The sequence below is a fragment of the Cupriavidus sp. GW823-FHT07A04 genome (assembly GCF_058794615.1).
The window spans coordinates 103,993-126,636 of sequence record NZ_JBXAHA010000023.1 but is presented as its reverse complement, the minus strand read 5'-3'; the positions used below and the strand labels follow the sequence as shown (position 1 = coordinate 126,636).

The 22,644-nt window shown below is 65.0% G+C and carries 20 protein-coding genes; 9 read left to right on the top strand and 11 right to left on the bottom strand.

Going from position 1 to position 22,644, the window contains the following annotated elements:
* Positions 1-84 precede the first annotated feature (84 nt).
* The 3 genes from AC1Q7Q_RS33055 to AC1Q7Q_RS33045 form a co-directional block, all read right to left on the bottom strand.
* Positions 85-1,086 carry a sialic acid TRAP transporter substrate-binding protein SiaP gene (locus tag AC1Q7Q_RS33055; protein WP_492375903.1) on the bottom strand — a complete coding sequence of 334 codons (1,002 nt, stop codon included), beginning with the start codon at positions 1,084-1,086 and terminating at the stop codon, positions 85-87.
* 79 nt (positions 1,087-1,165) lie between these two features.
* On the bottom strand, positions 1,166-2,194 hold the full coding sequence (locus AC1Q7Q_RS33050; protein WP_416053361.1) for an L-idonate 5-dehydrogenase: 1,029 nt from the start codon (positions 2,192-2,194) through the stop codon (positions 1,166-1,168).
* Positions 2,194-2,961 (bottom strand): FadR/GntR family transcriptional regulator, encoded by a 768-nt coding sequence (locus AC1Q7Q_RS33045; protein WP_492387260.1) that lies wholly within the window; start codon positions 2,959-2,961, stop codon positions 2,194-2,196. The genes AC1Q7Q_RS33050 and AC1Q7Q_RS33045 overlap by 1 nt, the downstream gene beginning before the upstream one ends.
* 311 nt (positions 2,962-3,272) lie before the next feature.
* Here AC1Q7Q_RS33045 and AC1Q7Q_RS33040 point away from each other — a divergent pair, with 311 nt between their 5' ends.
* Positions 3,273-3,455, top strand: a complete 183-nt coding sequence (locus AC1Q7Q_RS33040; RefSeq protein ID WP_006163669.1) for a hypothetical protein — start codon at positions 3,273-3,275, stop codon at positions 3,453-3,455.
* Between the two features lie 44 nt (positions 3,456-3,499).
* Positions 3,500-3,658: a hypothetical protein gene (locus AC1Q7Q_RS33035; protein WP_170301920.1), complete on the top strand. Its 159-nt coding sequence runs from the start codon at positions 3,500-3,502 to the stop codon at positions 3,656-3,658.
* Positions 3,659-3,744: 86 nt separating this feature from the next.
* Here AC1Q7Q_RS33035 and AC1Q7Q_RS33030 read toward each other — a convergent pair whose 3' ends face one another.
* Positions 3,745-3,930 (bottom strand): rubredoxin, encoded by a 186-nt coding sequence (locus AC1Q7Q_RS33030; protein WP_043356767.1) that lies wholly within the window; start codon positions 3,928-3,930, stop codon positions 3,745-3,747.
* Positions 3,931-4,065: 135 nt separating this feature from the next.
* Complete coding sequence (locus AC1Q7Q_RS33025) at positions 4,066-8,028, bottom strand: DUF748 domain-containing protein (protein WP_492372615.1); 3,963 nt, start codon at positions 8,026-8,028, stop codon at positions 4,066-4,068.
* 404 nt (positions 8,029-8,432) lie between these two features.
* Between AC1Q7Q_RS33025 and AC1Q7Q_RS33020 the strand changes: the two genes are divergently transcribed.
* Positions 8,433-9,743, top strand: coding sequence for an MFS transporter (locus AC1Q7Q_RS33020; RefSeq protein ID WP_492372614.1), 1,311 nt, complete (start codon positions 8,433-8,435; stop codon positions 9,741-9,743).
* Between the two features lie 104 nt (positions 9,744-9,847).
* Here AC1Q7Q_RS33020 and AC1Q7Q_RS33015 read toward each other — a convergent pair whose 3' ends face one another.
* Positions 9,848-11,020 (bottom strand): extracellular catalytic domain type 1 short-chain-length polyhydroxyalkanoate depolymerase, encoded by a 1,173-nt coding sequence (locus AC1Q7Q_RS33015; protein WP_492372613.1) that lies wholly within the window; start codon positions 11,018-11,020, stop codon positions 9,848-9,850.
* A 269-nt stretch (positions 11,021-11,289) separates the two neighbouring features.
* Between AC1Q7Q_RS33015 and AC1Q7Q_RS33010 the strand changes: the two genes are divergently transcribed.
* Complete coding sequence (locus tag AC1Q7Q_RS33010; protein ID WP_492372612.1) at positions 11,290-12,114, top strand: Crp/Fnr family transcriptional regulator; 825 nt, start codon at positions 11,290-11,292, stop codon at positions 12,112-12,114.
* Positions 12,115-12,249: 135 nt separating this feature from the next.
* On the top strand, positions 12,250-12,768 hold the full coding sequence (locus AC1Q7Q_RS33005) for a hypothetical protein (RefSeq protein WP_492372611.1): 519 nt from the start codon (positions 12,250-12,252) through the stop codon (positions 12,766-12,768).
* A gap of 3 nt (positions 12,769-12,771) precedes the next feature.
* Here AC1Q7Q_RS33005 and AC1Q7Q_RS33000 read toward each other — a convergent pair whose 3' ends face one another.
* Together AC1Q7Q_RS33000 and AC1Q7Q_RS32995 are read right to left on the bottom strand one after the other, a co-directional pair.
* Positions 12,772-13,140, bottom strand: coding sequence for a hypothetical protein (locus AC1Q7Q_RS33000; RefSeq protein ID WP_254615495.1), 369 nt, complete (start codon positions 13,138-13,140; stop codon positions 12,772-12,774).
* 145 nt (positions 13,141-13,285) lie between these two features.
* Positions 13,286-13,576, bottom strand: a complete 291-nt coding sequence (locus AC1Q7Q_RS32995; RefSeq protein ID WP_492372610.1) for a transposase — start codon at positions 13,574-13,576, stop codon at positions 13,286-13,288.
* A 938-nt stretch (positions 13,577-14,514) separates the two neighbouring features.
* Here AC1Q7Q_RS32995 and AC1Q7Q_RS32990 point away from each other — a divergent pair.
* The 3 genes from AC1Q7Q_RS32990 (at position 14,515) to AC1Q7Q_RS32980 (ending at position 18,006) form a co-directional block, all read left to right on the top strand.
* Positions 14,515-15,468 (top strand): LysR substrate-binding domain-containing protein, encoded by a 954-nt coding sequence (locus tag AC1Q7Q_RS32990; protein ID WP_492372609.1) that lies wholly within the window; start codon positions 14,515-14,517, stop codon positions 15,466-15,468.
* A gap of 404 nt (positions 15,469-15,872) precedes the next feature.
* Complete coding sequence (locus tag AC1Q7Q_RS32985; RefSeq protein ID WP_492372608.1) at positions 15,873-16,574, top strand: response regulator; 702 nt, start codon at positions 15,873-15,875, stop codon at positions 16,572-16,574.
* A gap of 73 nt (positions 16,575-16,647) precedes the next feature.
* The gene (locus AC1Q7Q_RS32980; RefSeq protein WP_492372607.1) at positions 16,648-18,006 is read left to right on the top strand and encodes a cobyrinic acid a,c-diamide synthase CobB; all 1,359 of its coding nucleotides are present in this window, start codon (positions 16,648-16,650) and stop codon (positions 18,004-18,006) included.
* Positions 18,007-18,015: 9 nt separating this feature from the next.
* On the opposite strand, the gene AC1Q7Q_RS32975 is transcribed toward AC1Q7Q_RS32980, so the two are convergent.
* Positions 18,016-18,810: an AraC family transcriptional regulator gene (locus tag AC1Q7Q_RS32975; protein WP_492372623.1), complete on the bottom strand. Its 795-nt coding sequence runs from the start codon at positions 18,808-18,810 to the stop codon at positions 18,016-18,018.
* A 137-nt stretch (positions 18,811-18,947) separates the two neighbouring features.
* Here AC1Q7Q_RS32975 and AC1Q7Q_RS32970 point away from each other — a divergent pair, with 137 nt between their 5' ends.
* Positions 18,948-19,841 (top strand): DMT family transporter, encoded by an 894-nt coding sequence (locus AC1Q7Q_RS32970; protein ID WP_492372606.1) that lies wholly within the window; start codon positions 18,948-18,950, stop codon positions 19,839-19,841.
* A gap of 53 nt (positions 19,842-19,894) precedes the next feature.
* Here the strand turns inward: AC1Q7Q_RS32970 and AC1Q7Q_RS32965 are convergent, their stop codons facing one another.
* The gene (locus AC1Q7Q_RS32965) at positions 19,895-20,359 is read right to left on the bottom strand and encodes a MarR family winged helix-turn-helix transcriptional regulator (RefSeq protein WP_492372605.1); all 465 of its coding nucleotides are present in this window, start codon (positions 20,357-20,359) and stop codon (positions 19,895-19,897) included.
* 69 nt (positions 20,360-20,428) lie between these two features.
* Positions 20,429-22,024, bottom strand: a complete 1,596-nt coding sequence (locus tag AC1Q7Q_RS32960) for an MFS transporter (RefSeq protein WP_492372604.1) — start codon at positions 22,022-22,024, stop codon at positions 20,429-20,431.
* Positions 22,025-22,644: the final 620 nt, after the last annotated feature.

Sequence of the window (22,644 nt, the reverse complement as noted above, 5' to 3'; positions counted from 1 at the left end):
CTCCGCAAAGACTGCGATCTGCCTGATCTGTGGTCTGTGATCTGCCATCGGGCGCCTGCAAGCCGGCCGCGCCTGCCGCCGGGGTCACTGCACGGCCTGGATCTTGTCCCAGTCGGCCTTGCGATAACCCTGCGATTCAAAGCTCACGTTCTTCAGCACCGCGTCGCGGTACTCCGGCACATTGATGTCGGTGACCGTCAGGCCCTTTTGCTTGAATACCGCTACCAGCTCCTTCTCCCGCGCCACCACGTCGGCGGTGGCGCGCATGGCAGCTTCCTGCGCCACGTCGCTGAACATCTTGCGGTCGGCCTCGGAGAGCTTCTTCCACAGCCCTCCCGAGATCACCGTGTTGAGGTGGTCGACGATATGGCCCGTGAGCACGATGTACTTCTGCACCTCGTAGAATTTCTTGGCTTCGATGGTGGGCAGCGGGTTCTCCTGCGCCTCCACGGTGCCGTTCTGCAGTGCCAGGTACACCTCGGCAAAGGCAATCGGCGAGGTATTCACGCCGCAGGCGCGCGGCATGGCAAGGTAGGCTGGCACATCGGGCACGCGCATCTTCAGGCCCTTCATCTCGGCACAGTGCGAGAAGGGCTTGTTGGAGGTGGACTGGCGTGTCCCGTAGTAAGTCGTGGCGACGATATGGTTGCCCGATTTCTCCTCGTAGCCGCGCGTGAGTTCCTTGTAGATATCGCTCTTGGTATAGGCCAGCAGGTGGTTGGCGTCGCGGAAGGTGTAAGGGTAGTAAGTCACGCCGATGCGCGGGAACGACTTTGCGGCAAAGCTGGAGCCCGAGATGATGATATCGACCGAGCCCATCGCCAGGCCCTGGTTGATGTCGTTCTCCTTGCCGAGCTGGGAGGCGGGAAACACATCGATCTGGTACCTGCCGTTGCTGCGCTTCTTGATCTCATCGGCGGCCCACACCGACCACTTGTGAAACGGTTCCGAGGTCTCGTACACGTGCGCCCACTTGAGCTTGGTCTGGGCCAGCGCGCTGCCGCAGGCTAGGCTGGCCACGCAGGTTGCCAGCACAAGTGCGGCCGGCAGCAACGTTGACGGCAGGCGCAGGGAAAATGGCTTCATGCTTCGTCTCCTTCGGTGTGGTGGGCCTTGCGCTGTCTTGCGGATGCGCTTGCGGCAGTCAGGTGCTGCGTGGATGGATCTATGCGGCGGTGAGCTGTACCTTGGTGCTGCGCGTCTTGTCGGCAGCCAGCGCGAATGCCTCCACGGCCTGCGCCAGCGGCAGCTGCGCCGACAGCAGCGGGCGCACGTCGAGGCGGCCTTGCGTAAGGTAGCGCACGGCCCAGTCGAACTCGCGCCCGAAGCGGAACGCGCCGACATACTCCAGCTCGCGCGCCATGATGTTGTTGGCCGGAAAGTGCAGCCCCTCGGCCGGCAACGTGCCGATCTGAACGATGCGGGCGCCACGCCGCGCGGCCAGCAGGCAGGTGTCCAGCGCCGCGCCGCTGCCGGCAGCTTCCAGGCAGACATCGGCGAGGTCCTGCAGCGCCTGCGGTGGCTCCCGGTCGGTGCGGATCACCTGGTCGGCGCCAACCCGCAACGCCACTTCGAGCGGGCGGTCCGCGATATCGCAGGCGATGATATGCGCGGCGCCGGCCAGGCGCGCGGCCATCACCGCCAGGCTGCCGATGGTGCCGCCGCCAGTGACCAGCACGGTCTTGCCCAGCAGCTCGCCGGCGCGGTTCACGCCATGCAGCGCCACCGAGAGCGGCTCGGCAAACGCCAGCTCACCCAGCGAGATATCGCTGTCCACCGGCGTCAGCTGGCGCTCGTGCATCAGGAAGTGCTCGCGGAACATGCCTTGCACGTGCGGATAGATGCTGGCGCTGCCGAGAAAACGCATGTTCCGGCAAAGGTTGTCGCGCCCGGCCCGGCAGTAGTCGCATTGCCCGCACGCATGCGAGGGATTGATCGCCACCTTGTTGCCCGGCGCGACGCGCGTGACCGCGCTGCCAACGCGGGAGACGATGCCGGCCGCCTCGTGGCCCGGCGTCAGCGGCTCGCGGATCACGAAGGCGCCGACCTTGCCGTGGAAGTAGTAGTGCAGGTCCGAGCCGCAGATACCGGCCGCACCAAGGCGCACCTCGACCTCAAACGGGCCGGGAGCAGCAGGCTCCACTTGCGTGAAACGCAGGTCTTCGCTCGCATGGATGTGGCAGACCAGGGACATCATGACTCCTCGGCAAGCTTGCGCGGCTTGCGCCGCGTTGGGGTTGGCTCGGTTGGCTCGGTGGGCTCGATTGGCGCGCCTGCGGGCCAAGCCGCGTAGAAGCGGCTGTGCGAGGCTTCCAGGTGCAGGCACATGGCGTCGCGCGCGGCATCCGCCGAGCCCGAGGCGATGGCGGCCACCACGGCGCGGTGCTCGGCAATGGCCGCGTGCCAGCTGGACGCGTTCTCGAAGTGGCTGCCGAAGCGGGCAAAGAGCGGGTTATGACGCTCGTCGAACAGCTCGGCCACCAGGCGCTGCAGCACGGCATTGCCCGAGACTTCGGTAATCCGCAAATGGAACAGGCGATCGCCTTTGACCGGAATCTGTCCGGCGCCGGCCTCCTCCTGCATGATGGCAATCGATTCTTCCAGCGCGTCCAGCAATGCCGGCGTGGCATGCCGCGCGGCGTTGGCCGCCATCTCGCCCTCGATGGTCTGTCGCGCGCGGATCACATCCAGCGGCGGCTCGGCCATCACGCTGGCAGCGCGCGCACGTTCCGGCGGACAGGCGTAGATGCCCGAGCCCATCCGCACCTCCACCAGCCCCTCCACCTCCAGCGCAATCAGTGCTTCGCGCACCGATGGCCGCGACACGCCCAGTTGCACCGCAAGGTCTCGCTCCGGCGGCAGGCGCGCGCCCACGGGAAACTCCCCGTTCTCGATCAACCGGCGCAACTGGTCGGCAATCTGGCGGTAAAGACGGCGGGGTTCGATCTGCTGCAGGGGCATGTCGGCGCGCGATCCCGAAAATGATTTGGGCCAGGAGGTAAAGTGGCCTGACCAATTTTTAGGAAGTTTTTACGCGCGCTACAAGGGGAATTTATGCAGCGCTGCAGCAGGCCGGCGCCGGTGGTTGCCCTGGCGTCCGCGCCAGCGGCCAACACGGCATGGGTGGCGGGTGCAGCAAAGGATGTAGCGAGGCGGCTTGCGCACGCGTCCCGACAAAATGCAGCTTACGGGACAACCCCAATGTCATCGTCCTTGGCCTCCCTGCGACACTTTCTATACTGGAAGCACAAGCAGAGAGACAGGAGACGGCAATGCTGCACTTCACGTCACATGATCTTGTGTTCCTGATTCCGATGGCGCTGGTTGGCATGATTGCCTTCGGCGGGATCCCCTTCACAGCCCGGGCCTTGCGCATCAGTTGCCGCGCGGCGGGTGCGATCTTCGGGGCTCTGCTGGCGGTGGCCTTGCTGGAGGCGCTTCCGTTGCTTATCTGAACGCTTCGAGCGTTCCCGGCTTGCTTGTGAAAAAGGGGGCCGCTATGACACTGAGCCTGTTGGCTGTCTTGATGGCGGCGTTCCTGCTGGTCACCGTGGCCACGGCGATCTGGCGCTGTAGCCACCCCTACCGCATGCGCTATCGGCGCTGCGCCGAGCAGCGCAAGCGCGCCGGCATCTGCCGGCAAATGCAGCGGCACTAAGCCGCCTTCTGTGATGTATTCGTAATCCGGGCCGGGAGCGCCCGGTAGCTGATCGTTTGCCTGGCTGCGTTTGCCGGCCCGGCCGATCAGATCTCGATCATCGCGAATTCGCCCTTGCCCACGTCGCATTCAGGGCAACGCCAGTCTTCCGGAATGTCGTCCCAGCGCGTGCCCGGGGCGATGCCATCGTCCGGCCAGCCCTGCTCTTCGTCGTAGACCCATCCGCAAATCAAGCAAACCCAAGTCTTGTAAACAACGGCTTCCTGCTGCAAAACGCACTCCTGTATCGATTCCGGGCGAAATGATACAGCGTTTTTTGCCCGTACCCCGCCGATTGGGCCAAGAGGCAGGGCGCAGGGGACGGCAACGCCACCCCCTGCGCGGGCAAGGCTAGGTTTGCCGGCGATTTACTGCCGAATGGTGAAGTCGACCCGGTTGGGTGCGCCCTTGTCCTTGATGCCATCGGCGTCGAGCTTCGAGGCGGTCAGGAACAGGCGGCTTTCCGGCACCTTGGCATCGCGCTCCAGCGCCTGCTTGACCGCCAGCGCCCGCTGCTCGGCCAATTGCCGGAGTTCCACATCGGTCACCGGCGCATTCTCCAGCAGCAGCGTCTCCATCTCCTTGGTGGGCAGGGATTTCGACAGCCCGATCACATTGCGCGGCTTCTTGAAGGAGGCGCGCTTGTAGACCGCTTCCAGGTACTTCGGGTACTCCTGCGGCGACACCGTCACCTTGGCGCCTTGCTCGCCCTCTTCGTTCTCTTCGGCCACGGCGCCCGCCTTCGCGCTGGCGCGCATCTCGCGCGACTTTTGCTCGGCCACGCGCGCGTCCAGCCAGGCGCGCTTGGCGCCGGCGGTATCGGTGGCGGGATCGATGCGGCCGCTGATCTCCAGGCGCAGCGCCGGGCGGTCGGCCAGGGCCTTGCCCAGTGTCGCGATCTTCTGCGTGGCCGCCGGCGTGAGCGTGGAGGTGCCGGGCGCAAATTCCACGTAGCCCAGTTCGTCGCCACCGCCAAAGGCAGAGGCAATCAACGAGAACGGCGAGGTAATGGCCTTGGCCAGCAGGTTGACGATCACCCGCACGATCACGCCACCGATGCTGAACTCCGGGTCCGACAAGGAGCCCGACACCGGCAGGTTGATGTCGATCACGCCATTGCGGTCCTTCAGCAGCGAGACCGCCAGCAGCACCGGCAGCTTGGTCGCGCTAGGGCTGTCGACCTTGTCGCCAAAGGTGAGCTGGTCCAGGTAGAGGTGATTGCGCGCGTCCAGCTTGCCGTTCTCGATCTTGTACGCCACATCGACCGTGAGCTTGCCCTTGGTGATCGGGTAGCCGGCGTATTTGGCCGCGTACGGGGTCAGCCGGGTCAGCTCCACGCCTGCGGCCTTGGCGGCGATATCGAGGTAGAGCGTGTCGGCCAGCGGATTGAGCTTGCCGTCGATCGTGACCGGCGCATCATCGTCGATGCGGCCTGCCAGCGTGAGATCGGCGGGCGCCGGCTCCGTCGAGGACACCTTGGAGACCGATCCCTTCATGTCGGTCAGGTTGGCAGAGTAATTCGGCTTGACAAAGAAATCCGAGAAATTGATGTTGCCTTTCTCCACCGTCACGCCGCCAATCCGGATCTGCGGCTTGGCCGCGGCGGAAGCCACAGGCGCGGGCACCGGGGCCGGTGCGCTGGCGGCGCTCGCCGATGCGGGATTGGCTTGTGTCAGGCTGGTGCTGGGCGCGGCCTCGCCCTTGGCAGCGCCGCCGGCCATCACATCCTGCAGGTTCAGGCGGCCGTTGGCATTCAGGATCACCCGCGCGTAGAAATCCGACAGCGCGACACCGGCCACGCCGACCTTCATCGGCCCCTTGGCCTCATCCATGGCGAAATCGATGCCGTTTACTGCAAGCGAGCGCCAGCGCAGGAAGTCGTCACCGGTCACCCGGTCGACGCTGCGCACATTGCCGAGCAGCGCATTGCCGGTGAAGCGCGCGGCGATTGGCTTGCCGGCGGGCGCCTCCACGCCGAGGCGGCCCTTGACGGTAGCGGTGCCGCCACGCAACGCGGCGTTGAAGCGGTCGGCCAGGTAGGGCTGCAGCGGCGCGAGGTCCAGCTCTCGGAAGTCGACCTGCAGTTGCGCCGCGGGTCCGGCAGGCAGCACGGTGCCGTCGAGTGCCATCGCGCCGCGCCGGCCCACGTCGGCCTTGAGCTTCACCGGGATGGCCCCGGCCGCCATCGGCCAGTTGAGCGCGCCCGTGCCGAGGCTGATATTGCGGAATTGATGAATCACGGGGCGGTCGCGGTTGGCGGCCGCGGGCGCATAGTCGGTCACGCGCAGGCTGCCCCCATCGAGCGTGAACTTGCCGAGCTGTGCCTTCCAGGGCAATGGCTTGGCGGCAGCCGCGCTCTCGGGCTGGACAGCCTTGGCCTGGACGGCGGTGCTGCGTTGGGCGGACTTCTGCCTGGATTGCACAGCCCACAGGCGCGCGCTTTCGAGCAATTCGCCGCGCAAGTCACGCGTGATGGCGATCTGCGGCTTGGCGACCACCAACTGGCCGGCCTGGAAGGAATGCGCGCCAAGATCGAACGCGATGTCCTCCAGCGCCACGCGCTCGGCGAGCATCAGCGGCAGGTTGGCGGTATCGCTGTCGTCGCGGGCACGCGCGCGGCGCGCGTCGCGCCGGCGCTCGCTATCGGCGGCGGCAGGTTGGCTTGCGCCAGTCGTGGCGGCTGCTATTTGCGCCACCGTCACCGGCTCCCGGGTGGTCAGGTAGAGCGGCGCCAGTTCGACGCGGGACTTTTCCAGCGAAAAGGCAAAAGCGGGGCCGCCCCACGCCATCTTGTAATGCAGTTCGGCATTGATGGCAGTGTCGCCAAGCCGGGTCTGGAGCTCCGCCGGCCACCACGCGGCAAACCCTTGGGGCTTCAAGCCGCTGGCTTGCAGCGTGCCGTCCATGGTGCCGCCACGCAGGGACAGCTCACCCTCATGGTTGAGCGTCTGGCCTTCGCCGATCGCCAGCTTGGCCTGCACCTTGGCCGGCTTGTCGCTGTCGCCGGAAAGACCGGCCACGTCGGCGTCAAGCGGCCCGAGCGCGAGCGTGCCGGGCCCGGAAGGCGCCGAGTCGTCGCGCAGGCCCAGGCGGGCCTCTTTGACGGTGATCTGGTCTATCGCATAGCGCCAGGGCTTTTCGGGCACCGGCGCTATGCCGGCGGCAGCGGGTGCCGATGCCGGGCCAGCCTTGGCCGCGGCCGGCGCGGATGCGGGCGCCGCCGCTGCCGCTGCCGATGCTGCGGCAGCCGGCGCGTGGGCCGGCCTTTCCACCTTGGCGGCTTCCGGCAGGAACGCGTCGGCCAGGTCAAGCGAGCCATCAGCGTGCCGCACTGCCTGCACGGCCAGGCCCTCCACGGAGAGGCTGCGCAGGTGGGCCATCCGCCCCAGCGGTTCAATGCGCGCGATGTCCACTGCTACCCGCCCGGCCTTCACCAGGGGCGATCCATCATGCTTGCGGATATCGGCGTCGCGCAGCGCCGCGGTGCCTGCCAGGAAGACGTCCTGCTTGTCCTTGTCCTGGATAAAGCCCAGCGTCAGCCGTGAATCCAGCAGCCCGCCCTTGATATCCGCATCCTTGAGCTTCGGCGCGAACGGCATGTAGCGCGCCAGCTCCAGGGCGTCGAGGTTGATATTGAGGTGGGTCTCACGCGATGCCGCGAACGGCAGCATGGTGCCGTCCAGCGCCAGCGCGGATCCGTTGATGTTCGCGCTCAGCGTGGGCCGGGTGACGATCTCCACGTCATGCGGCAGGTTGGACAGGAACGGCAGCGTGATGGTCAGGTTGTCCACGCGCTGCGTCTGCTTGAGCAGCTTGTCGTCGAACACCAGGCTGCCGCCGGTCAGCGCGATATTGTTGACCGAGAAGCGCGCCGGCTCGGATTTTGGCGCGGGCGGCTTGGCCGCGAAGCGCTCCACGATGTCGGCGTAGTTCATGCGGCCGTTGGCGTCGCGCGCAAGATGCAGCGCGGGCCGGTCGATATGCACCGCATCCACCACCGGGGCGAAGTGCCACAGTGACGCGATGGCGCCATCGATCTTGGCTTCGCCCACGGTCAGCATGGGCGTGGTGCCATCGGGCTCGTAGATAGTCATGTCGGAAACGTCGACGGCCAGCGAGAACGGATGCACCTCGGCGCCCCCGAACGTGACCTTGCGCCCCAGCGCTTCGCTGGCCTGTTTGGCTGCGAACGATTTGATCAGCGGTGGCCCGCCAAAATACCCGGCCAGGCCAAACACCGCCAGCGCGGCCACAATGCCGCCGGCTACCCGCAGTCCGGCCCTGCGACGTGGCGTTGCAGTTGCTGCCTGCATGGAGAACTTGATTGCCATGTGATCCCAGAAGATTCGACCCCAACTACCCGCGTCCGCTAACCCGTTGGAGAGCATGATGGAGCAAGCATTCCACACGGTGTCGCCAGACGGATCGGCCACTTTGTGGCCCGGATTTCACTTTTTAACGACATTATCGCAACGCTTGGAGGCAAAGCAAAGGCATTCAAAGGGATTTAAAAAGGGATTTCAGGACGATCCCAAAAGGAATTCAAGCGCGCCGGCTGGAGCCGGTTCAACGCCGATCTGGTATCGTCACGCTTTTGCGAAGCGTCTTGTCGCATGCCAGCGGCTTATCCGCCACTTAGTGCCTGCTTCTCCCGCGCTGTACCCTCCGGCCAGAACCCTCCACGTCAACCGTGTTGCGCGCTTCGCATGCGAACCATTTCCATGCGAGTCTCCTCATGTCTACCATCAGCAGTACTGCCGGAGCAGATAGCGCGCACAGCCAGCAAGCGCGCCCGCTGACCGGACAGGATTACAAGACGCTTGCCCTTGCCGCCCTCGGGGGGGCGCTCGAGTTCTACGACTTCATCATCTTTGTCTTCTTCGCCACCGTCATCGGGCAACTGTTCTTCCCGCCGTCGGTGCCAGACTGGCTGCGCCAGCTGCAGACCTTCGGCATCTTTGCCGCCGGCTACCTGGCTCGCCCGCTGGGCGGCATCATCATGGCCCACTTCGGCGACCTGCTTGGCCGCAAGAAGATGTTCACGCTTTCCATCCTGCTGATGTCGGTGCCGACGCTGCTGATGGGCCTGCTGCCGACCTACCATGCGATCGGCCTGCTGGCGCCCGTGGCGCTGCTGCTGCTGCGCGTGCTGCAGGGCGCGGCGGTTGGCGGTGAAGTGCCCGGCGCCTGGGTGTTCGTCTCCGAGCACGTGCCCGCGCGCCGCACCGGCTATGCCTGCGGCACGCTGACCGCAGGCCTGACGGCTGGCATCCTGCTGGGTTCCCTGGTGGCCACCGGCGTCAATACCATCTTCACCCCGGCCGAGCTTGTCGACTGGGGCTGGCGCATGCCTTTCCTGCTGGGCGGTGTGTTCGGCATCGGCTCCATGTACCTGCGCCGCTGGCTGCATGAAACCCCGGTCTTCGCCGAGCTGCAAAAGCGCAAGGCGCTGGCCGCGGAGATGCCGCTCAAGACGGTGGTGCGTGATCACCGCGGCGCGGTGGCGGTATCGATGCTGCTGACGTGGATGCTGTCCGCGGGCATCGTGGTGGTGATCCTGATGACGCCCACCTTCCTGCAGAAGATCTATGGCTTCGATGCGCGCACCGCGCTGGTAGCCAATAGCGTAGCCACGCTGTGCCTGACGGTCGGCTGCGTGGTGGCCGGCCTGATGGCCGACAAGGTAGGCCCGCGGGTCACCCTGTTCGTTGGCGGCCTGCTGCTGGCGATCAGCTCGTACGTGTTCTACAGCACCCTGCACACACGCCCGGACCTGCTGGTCCCGCTGTACGCGGTAGCCGGCTTCTTCGTGGGCACCATCGGCGCGGTGCCGTATGTGCTGGTCAAGGCGTTCCCGGCCCAGGTACGGTTTTCCGGGCTGTCGTTCTCGTACAACCTGTCGTACGCGATTTTCGGCGGGCTGACCCCGATGATCGTAACGCTGATGCTCAAGAACGATCCGCTGGCCCCCGCCTACTACGTGGTGGCGCTGTGCCTGCTGGGCATGGTGACGGCGCTGTTCGTCAAGGACCGCTCGCTCGCCTGAACTTGATGGCAACTGCTGCGCCTGCGTCAAGCCACACGCCGGCCATGAAAAAAGGAGGGCCGCATCCGCGCCCTCCTTTTTTTACGCACATGCGCTGGCCAGCGCTAGCGGCGATGCTGCTTGAAAAACTCCCACATCAACGCGCTGGCATCGGGGCCAATCGGCGCATGGTAAGGGTAGTCGCCATCGCCGCCGCTCCAGGCGTGATCGAGGCCGGCAACCTCGCATAGCTCGACCAGTTCGCGGTTCCAGGTGCCAAAGCTGGCTTCCAGGTAGTCCCCGGCCGGCAGCAGGGCACTGGCCGGCTGGCCGTTTGCGCCGTCAGCCTGCGCCACACCGGCATCTGCATCGGCCGCCGCGGCGGCTTCCTGCTCCGCGCCGGCGAGGTGCCGCACCGCGGCACCGTTCATCCGCTCCTCGACCCGGTCGTTCATGCCGTTGTACGCAAGGAACTGGCGCGCAAGCAAGCGGGCGTTGATGGGATGCACCGCCCCGTCGTCCATGCCGTGCAGCACGATGGCCGGCATCTTCGGTCCGCCCGGCGTCACGCCGGCGGCATCCAGCAACATCGCCGGGTCGGCTTGTGTGCCGTGCTGCATGGCACGCAAGCCGTCGCTGGCCGTATGGCCCGCACCGATCACGACCCCGGAATGCAGGCCCACGGCGGCAATCTTCTCGGGATAGCGCAAGGCCACTACCGCCGCCATGCTGGCGCCCGCGGACAAGCCCGCCAGATACACCTGGTCGGCACGGACGTCCCGCCTGGCCGCCAACGCATCGATCAATACTGCCAGCGCCTGCGCCTCGCGGCCGCCTTCGGTGGCACCCAGGTCGAACCACTGCCAGCAGCGCTGCATCTGGCGCCGCAGGGGCTGCTGGGGATAGGCCACCATGAAGCCTTCGCGCTCGGCAAGCGCGTTCATCCGCGTGCCCGCCGCCAGATCTTCCGGCGTCTGCCGGCAACCATGCAGCATCACCACCAGCGGCATAGGCCGCTTGGGCGCGCCGGAAGGCACGTATAGCCAATAGGGCAAGCGAGGCACCAGCTCGCCAGGCAGCGGCGCGAGGCGGTGGTGGTGGGGAGCCCATTCTCCGGGCAAGGGGTGGCGCGGCGGCAAAGGCAGCGGCGCCGGCGAACGCGCCCGAAGACGGGGCGCTGCGGGATTAAGGGTAGCGATACGGTTGAACCACGTTTTGAGATGGTGCGCGGACTGGGGTTGCGCCCGGCTGATCTGCCGGAGCTGCGCATGCCAGTCCGCCGAAAGGCTTTTGGTCATGAAGACTCCTGCTATCGATATTGTTGCGATGCAGCATAGCACACGACAACCCAGCGCTTGCTGTCGCTTTTCCATCACATGTTATGAAAGCAAGACATTAGATTCTTTCATCTAATCCGGCATGTGCCAGCAGATGCACTTCCGTGCGTGCCCAGAATTACCAAAACGCTGAATTCAGCCGACGAAAGAATGCAGATCACTAAGAGATAGCGGCAAAAGGCACGCGGTTATACTGCGTTTGCGTGCATCGCAGGCAAACGGAGAATGTCATGACCACGCCCGACGCAGCGTTTCCAAGCTGCTCGCTGTGCTTGTTCCAGCCAATCTGCCGCAACGCGGAAGCGTCAGCTGCAAACGATCAGCAGCGCAGCCTGGCCCCGGCCAGCATGCTCTGGCGCGCCGGAGAAACGGTGCACCGCCAGGGCCGGCCCGTACTGGCCATGTTTCCCGTGCGCAACGGCAGCGCCAAATCCGTGTTCGAGTCCCCGCTTGGCTGGCGCCAGGTGACCGCCTTCGCGCATTCCGGCGAAGTGCTCGGGCTGGAGGATCTCGATGGCCAGGCCCATTGCACCAGCGCGGTGGCCATGCAGGACACGCACTGTTGCGTGGTGCCGGTGGAGACGGCACGCGCACACCTGCTCAGCGCCGAGTACCGCGAGACAATGCTCAGCACGTTGCGCCGCAATGCCGAGCGCGAGCGAACGCTGCTGGTCGCGATCGGATCGATGAAAGCCGCCCAGCGGCTGGCTATGCTGCTGCTCGACCTCGCTGGCGAGCAACGCCGCCGGGGCAATGCTGGAGCGGCGCTGACCCTGCCGATGTCGCGCAACGATATTGCCAGCTACCTGGGACTGACGCTCGAAACCGTATCCCGCCTGCTGGCGCGTTTTGCCACGGTCGGGCTGATCACCGTGCGGCAGCGGCAACTGCGCATCGTCGATCCGGCGGGGCTGTGCTCCGTCTACGAAGACCCCGAGCGGGTACCGCTGCGCCCGCCCCGACCTGCAACGGATAGCCCGTCCATCTCCGCTCCGGGCCAGGCCCGGCTAGACTCGGCCAAAGGCATCCACGCCGCGGGCACCTCGGTAGCGTAGGACGGAAGCTGACAGCAAGGCCGTGCAAACGCGGCTATGTTCAGACTATGCCGCCGTGTGCGGGGTAGCCCCCAGGGAAATCCCCCTGCGGCCATGCCGCTGGCGCCCGACATCGCTTCCGGTACCTGTATCTCTATGCGGGACTTTCCTTTCGCCGTGCGCGCGGGCCTGGCGCCGCTTGGCTTCCTGGTGATGACCGGACTGGCGCCGGCGGCCGCCGCGCCGGCTTCGCTATCGACGCTGGCGAGACTGCTGCTGGGCACGGTAGATGGCAGGAGCACCGGCATGAGTGGCGTGACACGCCTTACCGGCGGTGTGGCCAGTTCAGACGCGGAACTCAACAGGGCTTGCCAGGAACTGACTCGCGCCGGGCCATTCACGCTGGACGCAGCCACGCGGCTGGAGGGATGCAGCGTCTCGCCCGGCAAGCGCGTGCAGTTCCGCCTCAGCCTGGTTGGCGTGGATGCGACCCGAGAGGGTACTGTGGCATTCATGGCGAGCGCCCGCCCCGTGCTCGAGCGCGGTATCTGCCGCAACCCGGACGTGCCGGTGCTGGGCCAGTTGGGCGTCACGCTGAACTATCGTTACGCGGGAATCGGCAACCGGCCGCTGGGAGAAGTCACGATTACGCCAGACCGTTGCGGCCCGAAATAGAGACTATTTTCTTTCTTGCGCGCATTCCTGGCGATACGCCTCATCGAGCTTCTTGCGCTCCGCTTGCCGCTCGATATTGGGATGGGTGCTGCCATCCGCGCTGGTCACCGTGGCTTTGCCGGTGGTCCATTGCGCTCCCGCGGGCAGTGCATTGATCTTGTCGAGCAAGCCCTGGCAACGGGTGCGCTGGGATGGCGTGAGGGTGCCGTCCGCCGCCGGCCCGACATTGTCGGTGGCGGTATCCAGCAAGAGCCGCGGCGGCGGCGGCGCGACCATCGGCGCGGGCACTTCCAGCTCGGCGGCAGTGGCAGCCTGGCCCGCAAGCAGCCCCAAGCCCAGAGCGGCAGCCATGATGATCGAAGCCCGTTTCATGTTCAGTTCTCCACAGCGGGGACGCATTGCGCCTCCCATGACGATGTTCCAGGGGTCGCCCTGCCGGCTGATACCGAAAAACCGCTGTTTCCGATGTCCCTCCTCAGGTGGCGGCAGCCGCCGGCAATGCAGGCACGAACCAGACTTAGCTTCGTTCCTTGCCGTTGCCAGCCCGACCCGTGCGATTGCGCAGTTGCTCAAGCTTGAGCAGCGCATCAGCAAGCATACTCTTGAGGCGGGTGTTTTCCTCCTGCAGGTCTCGCAACTTGCGGCTGTCGCGCGCTTCGCTGCCAGCGCCCTGGCCGTACTTGATGCGCCATCCATAGAATGAAGCATCGCTAAAACCATAGCGCGCGCATAGCTCGCGCACCGGCACGCCGGTACCGGCTTCCGCCAGGTAGCCGCGGATCTGTTCCTCCGAGAAACGTCTGTTCACTGACTGCCTCCGCTAGCAAAGGCCGCTCGTGCCAATGCCCGAGCTTGACCATTTCTACCCCTGCCGCAAAGTTACCACCCGCACCGCAAAAGGCAATTCAGTGTGTTCAAGCCGCGAGTTAAGCAAATTGGAGAGGCAACCCGCCGCGAGGCGGCCCCCGTCTGACCGGCAACCTACGGCAACGCAAGCAAACCCGCGAGCATATCATCCATGACCAAAAAAACAACTCAACATTTTAATTTATCGATAAAAACAATGTTGAAATCTAGCGCCATCACATGCCAACCTGGAAAAAATCATAAAAAACTAGATCGAATTGCCAAAATTTGATAGTCCACTTCCCGATTCTCTGATTCTCTTTTTACTGTCACACAACCGCAAAGAAATCCTGATACGCGAAAAAAAAAGCCGACTTTGCGCCGCACAAAGCACCAAATCACACAAAGTTATGAATCGAATGGCATAAATATTTTTAATGTCTTTATGTCATGACAAACAGCACTTTTTGACTTGGTTTTATGAAATGACTTCCAGAAGACTACTGGCAAGTTTCAAAGTTCTGTATTAATCTTGTCTGGCATTAACTAAATTTCGATCTCCAGCAACCGGGCCTCGCGCCCCGGCGCAGACTGGCGACGATAAGCGCAACGCGTAGCCGGTCGGCTGGTCGTTTTTTCGGCGTTGCTTCTAGATGCCGGGCCACATGCAAGCAGCACTGCGTCGTCATTTCCCAAGTAAGCCGGGAGATTTTGAAAACCGTCATGTCTTGCGGATGCAATGGCACTGCGAGAGGCCCTGCGTTGACGGCCTGGCACGGCAATGGACCAGATACGCCAACTACCCGGCACGGCAGGTGCGGCATGGCCTTGGGGCCTTGGCGCACCTGCGGAGAGACAGAGAAGAAAACAAAAACAAGTTTCGAATCGGGAGAAGTCACCATGCGGCATGTCAGCACCAAGCTCTTGCACGTTTTTGTTTTGTTGATGGAATATCGTGACCTGAGCGCCGTCGCCGCCTGCACGCAAGGCCGGGTTCCGACCATTGCCTACAGCCTCGCGCGCCTGCGCGAAATCACCGGCGACCCCCTTTTCATCAAGCGCAATGGCACGCTGGAACCTACCGCGCATGCCTTGCGGCTGGAGCAGACCGCCCGCCAGATCTTGTCAAAATGGGCGCACCTGGTACGCCCGCTCGCCCCCGTCGCCGAGGAGGCAAGCCCGCACCGCCGTATCTCGATCGGGTTTTCGCCGTCGATCGGCGATCCGGTCATCACCGAGATCCTCACGGCCATGTGCGAGCAGTTCCCCGATGACCGCTTCATGACGCGGCCAGTCTTTGCCGACGCCGCGCTGGCCACCCAGCTTGGCAGCGGCGAACTGGACTGCGCCTTCGTGGTCGATAGCCACTTTGTGCCAGAGGACATAGCGCTGCACAACATCATGGCCACGCCGCGCCGCCTGGTCAGCGTGGTGCGGCCAGGCGGCGTTGAGGATGCGGATGGACGGCACGAGTGGATATTGCTGCAGGAAGACACCGAGCCCGGCAGCCCGCTGCAGGGTTTCCTGAACCGGCTCGCGCACGATCCCGCCTACCGGGAAACCGTAGTGCCATCCTGGCACACGCAAGTTGCGCTGCTGCTTGCCGCGGGCGGCATCTGTCCGCTGCTGGACTTCAACGTGCCGCTAGTGACACGCAAACACAAAACACGCCTGTTGGCGCCCCCCAGCAGTTTCCCGGAATGGGCAGCCCTGCATTTCTGGGCGCCGGTCCGCGCCGGCAATGCGCTGCGCGGCATCATGGAGATCGGCAGCACCGTGCTGCGAGATCCCGTCAGCGCGATCGAGCGCCGTCACCAGTCACTCGAGACGCGCACCGCTGCCTACGCAGCCTGACCCTGCTGCCACTGAAGCACGCCGCGCCGCGGCGTGTCGCCTCGCGGCTAGCCACGCCCGCCGGCCCGTGAGGGTTTCCGCGCCCTCCTCTCAAAATTGAGAATAGTCTCAGTCCTGACGTCGAAGCCAACGCTTATGCTTCATGGGCACCTCCTGCTTCTTGTTCGTCCGAGCAAAGCATGCGCCTGGAGGTGCTTTGTTCCTGTGCTGTTCGCGCCGCCGGCGAAAAGCCGTGCGGCGCGTTTTTTCAAGGGCGCGATCCACTTGCGGCAAGCGCCGCCCAGCGCGAATCGAAGCACTCGCTTTTCATGTTCGCGGCATCCGTGCCGTAAGCCCTTCCAGCTCGCGCCAGGCATGTGCGGCCCGGACACCGTGCATGCCTGCGCTTGCTCAGGAGCATTGCCATGCCTTTGAAAATCTTGATTGCCGATGACCATCCCGCCATTACGCTCGCAGTCAGGAGCCAGTTGCGGAGCCAAACCGGCTGGGAGGTCTGCGCCGATGTCCACAGCTGCGCCGAGCTGCTGCAGGCCGTGCGCGCATTCCGGCCCGATATCGTCGTCACCGATTACCACATGCCCTGCAGCAACGCGAGCGATGGCATCCGCCTGCTAGCCAGCCTGCGGCGGCACTTTCCGGCGCTAGGCGTGGTGGTGCTCACCATGATCACCAACCCGCTGGTTCTGCGCGCCATCCTGAACACAGGCGCCCATGGCCTCCTGCTCAAGGACTCGCAGCTGGACGAACTGGTCACCGCCATCATCCGCGTCGAACGCGGGCTGCGCTTTATCGGCGACTCCGCCGCGCGCGTGCTGGATCAGTCCGGCGCCCACTACGCACCCGGCAGCGCCGGCGCCCTGTGCCTGTCGGTACGCGAATCTGAAGTCATGCGGCTCTACCTCAGTGGCAACTCGATCACCGGGATTGCCGGGCAGCTGAGCCGCAGCGTCAAGACCATCAGCCGCCAGAAAAACAGCGCCATGCGCAAGCTTGGGGCCAGCAATGAGCGCGAGCTGTTCGACTTCGCGGCGCAACAGGGTCTGGTGCTGCCGACCCCGGATCGTCCTCAGGAGAGCCAGCCGGCCAGCCAGTCCGACTGGCTATAATCGCAGCGCCGCGCAGGCAGCTGTTTTCCGCCAGCCCCGCCACTTAGCTACTTAGTCAGCCAACATCATCGCCATGTCCAACCTTGCCGCAACCACTGCGCCCGCCGTTCCAGGCACCCAATCCGATGCGGCAAGGCCCCTGCGCGTGCCCGCCATGCTGGTGGCGGCGCCGGCCTCGGGCCAGGGCAAGACCACCGTGACGGCCGCGCTGGCATGGCTGCACCGCCGGGCCGGCCGCACCGTCCGCGTCTTCAAAAGCGGCCCCGACTACCTCGATCCCTCCATTCTCGCGGCTGCCAGCGGCGCGCCGGTCCACTCGCTCGACTTGTGGATGACCGGCGCCGAAGACGCCGCGGCACGCCTTGCCCAGGCAGCGGCCGAGGCCGACCTGATCCTGGTGGAGGGCGTCATGGGCCTGCACGACGGCACCCCCAGCAGCGCCGACCTGGCACGCCATTTCGGCCTGCCGGTGCTTAGCGTGATCCAGGCCGGCGCGATGGCGCAGACGTTCGGCGCGCTGGCCTTGGGCCTGGCTGGCTACGGCCAGCCGCTGGCCTCCATGCAAGTGCTTGCCAATGGGGTGGCCTCCCCGCGGCATGCCGACATGCTGCAAGAGAGCCTGCCGGCGCATATCGCCTGGGCCGGCGCGCTGGCGCGCGACAACGCGGCATCACTGCCCGAGCGGCACCTGGGCCTGCTGGCGGCCGATGAACTGCCCGACCTCAACACGCGGCTGGACCGCCTCGCGGATGCCCTCGCCGGGCAACCCATCGGCGCCCTGCCCGCGGCCGTGGAGATCGCCGCGGCGCCGCCGCTGCCCGTGCCGCCGCCGCTGCTGGCCGGCAAGACCATCGCCATCGCCCGCGACGCCGCGTTCCGCTTTATCTACCCTGCCAACCTGGATACGCTCCAGGCGCTCGGCGCCCGGCTGGTCTTCTTCTCCCCGCTCGACGACGCTGCCTTGCCCGCCTGCGATGCGCTCTGGCTGCCCGGCGGCTACCCCGAGCTGCACGCCGCGCGCCTGTCGGCCAACACAGGCATGCTGGCCGCCCTGCGCCAAGCCCATGCCAACGGCCTGCCGATCCTCGCCGAATGCGGCGGCATGATGGCGTTGTTCGAGACGCTGGTCGACAAGGCCGGGGATAGCCACGCCGTAGCGGGCCTGCTGCCTGGCACGGTGACAATGCAACGCCGCCTTGCCGCGCTCGGCCATCAACGACTGGCGCTGCCCGAAGGCACCTTGCGCGGCCACACCTTCCATTACTCCAGCGCGCAAACCCCGCTGGCGCCCTACTGCCACGCCACCGTGCCGCGCGACGGGTCGCGGGGCGAGGCGGTGTTCCGGCAGGGTGCCCTGATGGCGTCCTACACGCATCTGTATTTCCCGTCCGACCCGTTGGCCATCGCGGCGCTGTTCAGCGGCGCGCGGTAAGCGCAAACATCATGCAATGCCACAAAACTCGCGCCGGTACTGCTCCGGCGTGGCGCCAGCCTCGCGCTGGAACATCGCGATAAACGCGGATGCCGTGCTGTAGCCGAGTTCGAACGCGATCTCCTGCACGCTGCGGCCCGCCTCCAGGGCATCGATAGCACGCAGGAAACGCAGGCGCTGGCGCCAGTCGCCGAAGGACATGGCCAGCTCGTGCTGGCAACGGCGCGCAAGGGTGCGTTCGGTCATGTGCACGCTGGCGGCCCATTCGGCCAGCGTGCGATGGTCGCCAGGATCGGCCTGCAGCGCCTCCAGCACGGCGGCCAGGGCAGGCGTGGTTGCCGCCGGGAGGTAGCAGCGCTGCACCGGCGCCACGGCAAGCTGGTCAACCACCACATGCGCCAGCCGAAGATCGGCCGGCGTGCGTGGCACATGCAGGTCGCGCGCGGCAAAGTCCGCCAGCACGCTCTTGATGATCGGGCTGATGCGCACCGTGCAGGGCTCGGCCGGCAGTTGCGCGCATAGGCCGGGCTCGATGTAGATCGAGCGGTAAACGATCGCGTGGCGCAACGTGCAGCTGTGCACCACCTTTGGCGGAATCCATATCGCGTACTGCGGCGGGGAAAGCAGCCGCATGCCCACGGTTTCCATCTGCATCGAGCCGTGCGCGGCGTAGTTGAGGTGACCCCAGCTATGGCTGTGCGCCTCCGCCAGGGTATCGGCGCCGAACTCGTCATAGCGCAGGTAGAAGGGGCCCTCCATCCCTTCGACATCCAGGATCGGCAGGAAACGCCACTTGTCGGCCATAGCCATGCTTGTTAGGTCCGTTGCTACACAGAGTCCGGAATTAGTCCGGAATTCCGGTCGATATGTCCAAATTGAGCTATATAAATCAACACAGACGCGCTCATGATAGCGTTCCATACACATCAGAGAAAGCGCTCATGTGGCAATACGCCTTTCCGCTCCTGGCCGTCGTGATCTGGTCGGGCAACACCGTCGTCAGCAAAATGGCCGCCGGCACCATCGCGCCGGCCGAGATCAGCTTCTACCGCTGGTTGCTGGCAGCCGTGCTCTTCACGCCGCTGGCACTGCGTCCCGTGCTGCGCAACTGGGCCGCGATCCGGCCCCGATTGGGGCGGATCGCCGTGCTGGGCCTGCTCGGCATGGTGGCCTATCAGTGCCTGGCCTACTATGCCGCCTACCTGACCACGGCGACCCACATGGGCATCATCGGCTCGCTCACGCCGATGATGGTGCTGGCATTATCGATCCTGCTATTGGGGCAGGGCCTGACCGCCGGCGCCGTGGCGGGGTCCGTGCTGTCGATCGCCGGCGTGCTGGTGGTCGTATCGTCCGGAGACCTGGACAGCCTGCTGACCAGCGGCGCCAACCTCGGGGACGCACTGATGCTGCTGGCCATGCTGGCCTACGCGGTCTATGTGATTTTGCTCAAGCGCTGGAAGATGAAGGACGTGCCGGCGTTGCAACTGCTTTACCTTCAGATCGTCGCCGCCGTCATCGCGTTGCTGCCGCTATACCTGCTCACGCCAAAGATGGGTCTCTCGGCCGCCAATCTCCCTCTGGTCGGATTCGCCGGGCTCATGGCGTCGATGGTTGCACCGCTGGTGTGGATGCACGCCGTCGCCCGCATCGGGCCGAACCGTGCGAGCATGTTCTTCAACCTGATCCCCCTGCTCACCGCGCTGATTGCGGCGGGCTTGCTTGGCGAATCGCTCGCGCCATATCACGCGGTCGGTGGGGTGCTCACGGTGTTGGGCGTGCTGCTGGCCGAGGTATGGACGGCGCCGTTGAGGCTGCAACCGGCTCGGCCGTAGCATCGGTTGGGGTAGTCAGGACGGTTGGACCAAGGTCGTCGTGGATGCCGCGCTCACACGGCGTCCGCCTTGTCCTGCTGTGTGCGCAGCACCGCTTCGGCAATGCCACCCTCAAGCTCTTCCAGGCCCTTGGACAGATCGCGCATGGTGGTCTCGGAGACGTTTTCCAGCACGTCCTGCAGAAATGCCGAGCGCAGCGGCAATGCCTGCTCCACAACGCCATGGCCGAGCGCCGACAGCGTGACATTGGTCACGCGGTTGTCGCGCTCGCTGGTGTTGCGCTCTACCCAGCCGAGCTCCTGCAGCGCCTTGAGTTGGCGCGTGAGCGCGCCCGGGTCCATGCCGACGCGGTCGGCAAGGGGCTTTTGCGCAATGGGCCCAGCATGGGCGTACAGCGCGGACAGAATGCGCCAACGCGGCAAGGGATGGCCGATGCGCTGCTCGAAAGCCGCGGCATAGGCCCGGTAAGTTCGCCCGAACTGCTGTAGCACAGCCAGGCTTTGACGCTCCAATTCCACTCCAATCTCCTGCTTGGGGCACCGTCACGCGACGGGCAACCTCCCTACATTATCGGCTAGCCCCGCGCCCTACTCCGTTGCCATGACCGGCTTGACGGCACGCTCCAGCTTGATCGGCGGCACCCGCCGCGAACGCCACAGGCCCAGCACCGCAATCACCGCGGCCAGCGCCAGCCCCATATGGATGGCGCCAACCAGCGACAGCCGGGCCTGCTCCAGCAACAGGGCGCCATTGTGCCCGGCCGCCTCCAGCTGCGACAGCAGGCTTGCCTGCGCCGCACGGTCGATCAGGATCTGCGGATCCGCCATGCGCGCCTGCCACTGCCCGGCACCAGCGCTCTGCAGCGCGTCGTGCACGCCACTGAGGTAACTGCGCGTGACCAATGTGCCCACCACGGCGGTACCGATCATGCCGCCGACCATGCGCAGCGACTGCAGCATCGCCGTGGCAATGCCCAGATGCTCGCGGCCCGCGGTCTGCTGCGCGAACACCGTCAGGTTGGGCATGATGAAGCCGAGCCCGAAGCCACATAGCAGCATCATGCCCAGCAACAAATGGTGCGACATCCCGCGCGTCGCCTGGGACAGCCCGAGACAAGCCAGCGCCAGCATGCCGAATCCCGCATACAGCATATTGTTAGGCTGGCGGATGCGGGTGATGATGCGCCCATTGATGATGCTGCCCACCGTGATGCACACCACCAGCGGGGTCACCAGCACGCCCGCCTCCTTCGGCGAATAGCCAAAGCCCCCCTGGAACAGCAGCGGCGCGTACAGCAGCAACGAGAACATCGCGAAGCCGACGAACACGGCCAGCAGGAACAATGGCGCCAGCCCGGGATTGCGGAACATCTCCAGCGGCAGGATCGGGTTCGGCGTGCGGCGCTCCCATTGCCATAACCCAACCAAGGCACACACCGACATCACCAGCAAGCCGCCGGTGACCAGCCCGAACCCACGCTCGGGCATCAGCTCCACGCACAACTGCAAGCCGCCCAGCCCCACGCCGATCAGCGCCGCGCCGAGCCAATCCACCTTGATCGCGCCGGTATTGGTCTGCTGGCGCAAGTGCGGCAGGTAGCGCCAGGCAAACCACAACCCCAGCAAGCCCACCGGCAAGTTCACATAGAACACCGAGCGCCAGCCATAGGCCTCGGTCAGCACGCCGCCAAGCGACGGCCCCACCGCGTTGGCAATGCCGAACGCCGCGCTCATCATCACCTGCCAGCGCAAGCGCACATGCGAATCGGGGAACAGGTCAGGGATACAAGCAAACGCAGTGCCCACCAACATGCCACCGCCAATGCCCTGCAGGCCGCGCGCAAGCACCAGGAACGGCATGCTCGTTGCCATGCCGCACAGCGCGGAAGCCAGCGTGAACACGACGATGGACACCATCACGAAGGGCTTTCGCCCGTAGTAATCGCCCAGCCGCCCGAAGATCGGCACCGTGATCACCGACATCAGCAGATAGGCCGTCGCCACCCAAGCGTAGTACTCAAACCCCTGCAGCTCCGCCACCACGGTCGGCAGCGCGGTGCCGACCACCGTCTGGTCAAGTGCCACCAACATCACCACGAACGCGATACCCAGCATGGCCAGCAAGGACTCGCGGAATGGCAGCACCTGCCCGCTGCTATGCGCCTCGTGAGGCTGCGAAATCATTTTATTGTTCCATCAATGATTGTGTAGTCAAGCATTATAGGACAGGGTTAGCGGCCCGGTGATAGAGATTGTGTGGTGACAAAAGAGATCTGAGCTGCGACAAACAAAGTTGAGGTGGGCCGTTTGGACAAACAAAGTTGAGCTGGCAGCCCTTACCTCAACTTTCTTGCCGAGGCGTCACAAGCCTAACTTATTGATTTTCCTAAATTTCCAGGATTCACCGTGACAAATCCTCCACGAGCCATACGATGGCCCCAAGGACCACGCTCAGGGACCGCCCGCCCAGCGTGAGCAACCACTCACCCGGAAAGCCAGGAATGACCGTCATCTTTACAAAGAAAGTTGAGATGGAAATCTTGATTACAAAAGAAAGTTGAGATGTTGACGAATCCGCGAAGTCCAGAGAGAGCAACACACTGCTGAGCGCCACTTGCCCTCGTCACACTCACCTTGACGCTTGAGGTCGGAAGTTGCCGTCCGCCAGGAAACGCATCAGGCAAAAAGATCTGCGCCAAGCGATATGACATCAAGCTGGCGTACTGACAGTGGAGCCAGCTCCACTAGGGATGTACGCGTTGCGGCAACGCCTGTGCCAGCGGCGAAAGCGTGCCCTTGTCGCT

Coding starts and splice junctions, on each gene's coding strand:
- AC1Q7Q_RS33050 (WP_416053361.1), bottom strand. CDS start 2,194: ATGTCCCTGGTCTGCCACATCCATGCGAGCGAAGACCTGCGTTTCACG.
- AC1Q7Q_RS32975 (WP_492372623.1), bottom strand. CDS start 18,810: ATGGCCGACAAGTGGCGTTTCCTGCCGATCCTGGATGTCGAAGGGATG.
- AC1Q7Q_RS32990 (WP_492372609.1), top strand. CDS start 14,515: ATGCGGCATGTCAGCACCAAGCTCTTGCACGTTTTTGTTTTGTTGATG.
- AC1Q7Q_RS33010 (WP_492372612.1), top strand. CDS start 11,290: ATGACCACGCCCGACGCAGCGTTTCCAAGCTGCTCGCTGTGCTTGTTC.
- AC1Q7Q_RS32985 (WP_492372608.1), top strand. CDS start 15,873: ATGCCTTTGAAAATCTTGATTGCCGATGACCATCCCGCCATTACGCTC.
- AC1Q7Q_RS33025 (WP_492372615.1), bottom strand. CDS start 8,028: ATGGCAATCAAGTTCTCCATGCAGGCAGCAACTGCAACGCCACGTCGC.
- AC1Q7Q_RS33045 (WP_492387260.1), bottom strand. CDS start 2,961: ATGCCCCTGCAGCAGATCGAACCCCGCCGTCTTTACCGCCAGATTGCC.
- AC1Q7Q_RS32970 (WP_492372606.1), top strand. CDS start 18,948: ATGTGGCAATACGCCTTTCCGCTCCTGGCCGTCGTGATCTGGTCGGGC.
- AC1Q7Q_RS32980 (WP_492372607.1), top strand. CDS start 16,648: ATGTCCAACCTTGCCGCAACCACTGCGCCCGCCGTTCCAGGCACCCAA.
- AC1Q7Q_RS33040 (WP_006163669.1), top strand. CDS start 3,273: ATGCTGCACTTCACGTCACATGATCTTGTGTTCCTGATTCCGATGGCG.
- AC1Q7Q_RS33035 (WP_170301920.1), top strand. CDS start 3,500: ATGACACTGAGCCTGTTGGCTGTCTTGATGGCGGCGTTCCTGCTGGTC.
- AC1Q7Q_RS33005 (WP_492372611.1), top strand. CDS start 12,250: ATGCGGGACTTTCCTTTCGCCGTGCGCGCGGGCCTGGCGCCGCTTGGC.
- AC1Q7Q_RS33000 (WP_254615495.1), bottom strand. CDS start 13,140: ATGAAACGGGCTTCGATCATCATGGCTGCCGCTCTGGGCTTGGGGCTG.
- AC1Q7Q_RS32960 (WP_492372604.1), bottom strand. CDS start 22,024: ATGATTTCGCAGCCTCACGAGGCGCATAGCAGCGGGCAGGTGCTGCCA.
- AC1Q7Q_RS33015 (WP_492372613.1), bottom strand. CDS start 11,020: ATGACCAAAAGCCTTTCGGCGGACTGGCATGCGCAGCTCCGGCAGATC.
- AC1Q7Q_RS33020 (WP_492372614.1), top strand. CDS start 8,433: ATGTCTACCATCAGCAGTACTGCCGGAGCAGATAGCGCGCACAGCCAG.
- AC1Q7Q_RS33055 (WP_492375903.1), bottom strand. CDS start 1,086: ATGAAGCCATTTTCCCTGCGCCTGCCGTCAACGTTGCTGCCGGCCGCA.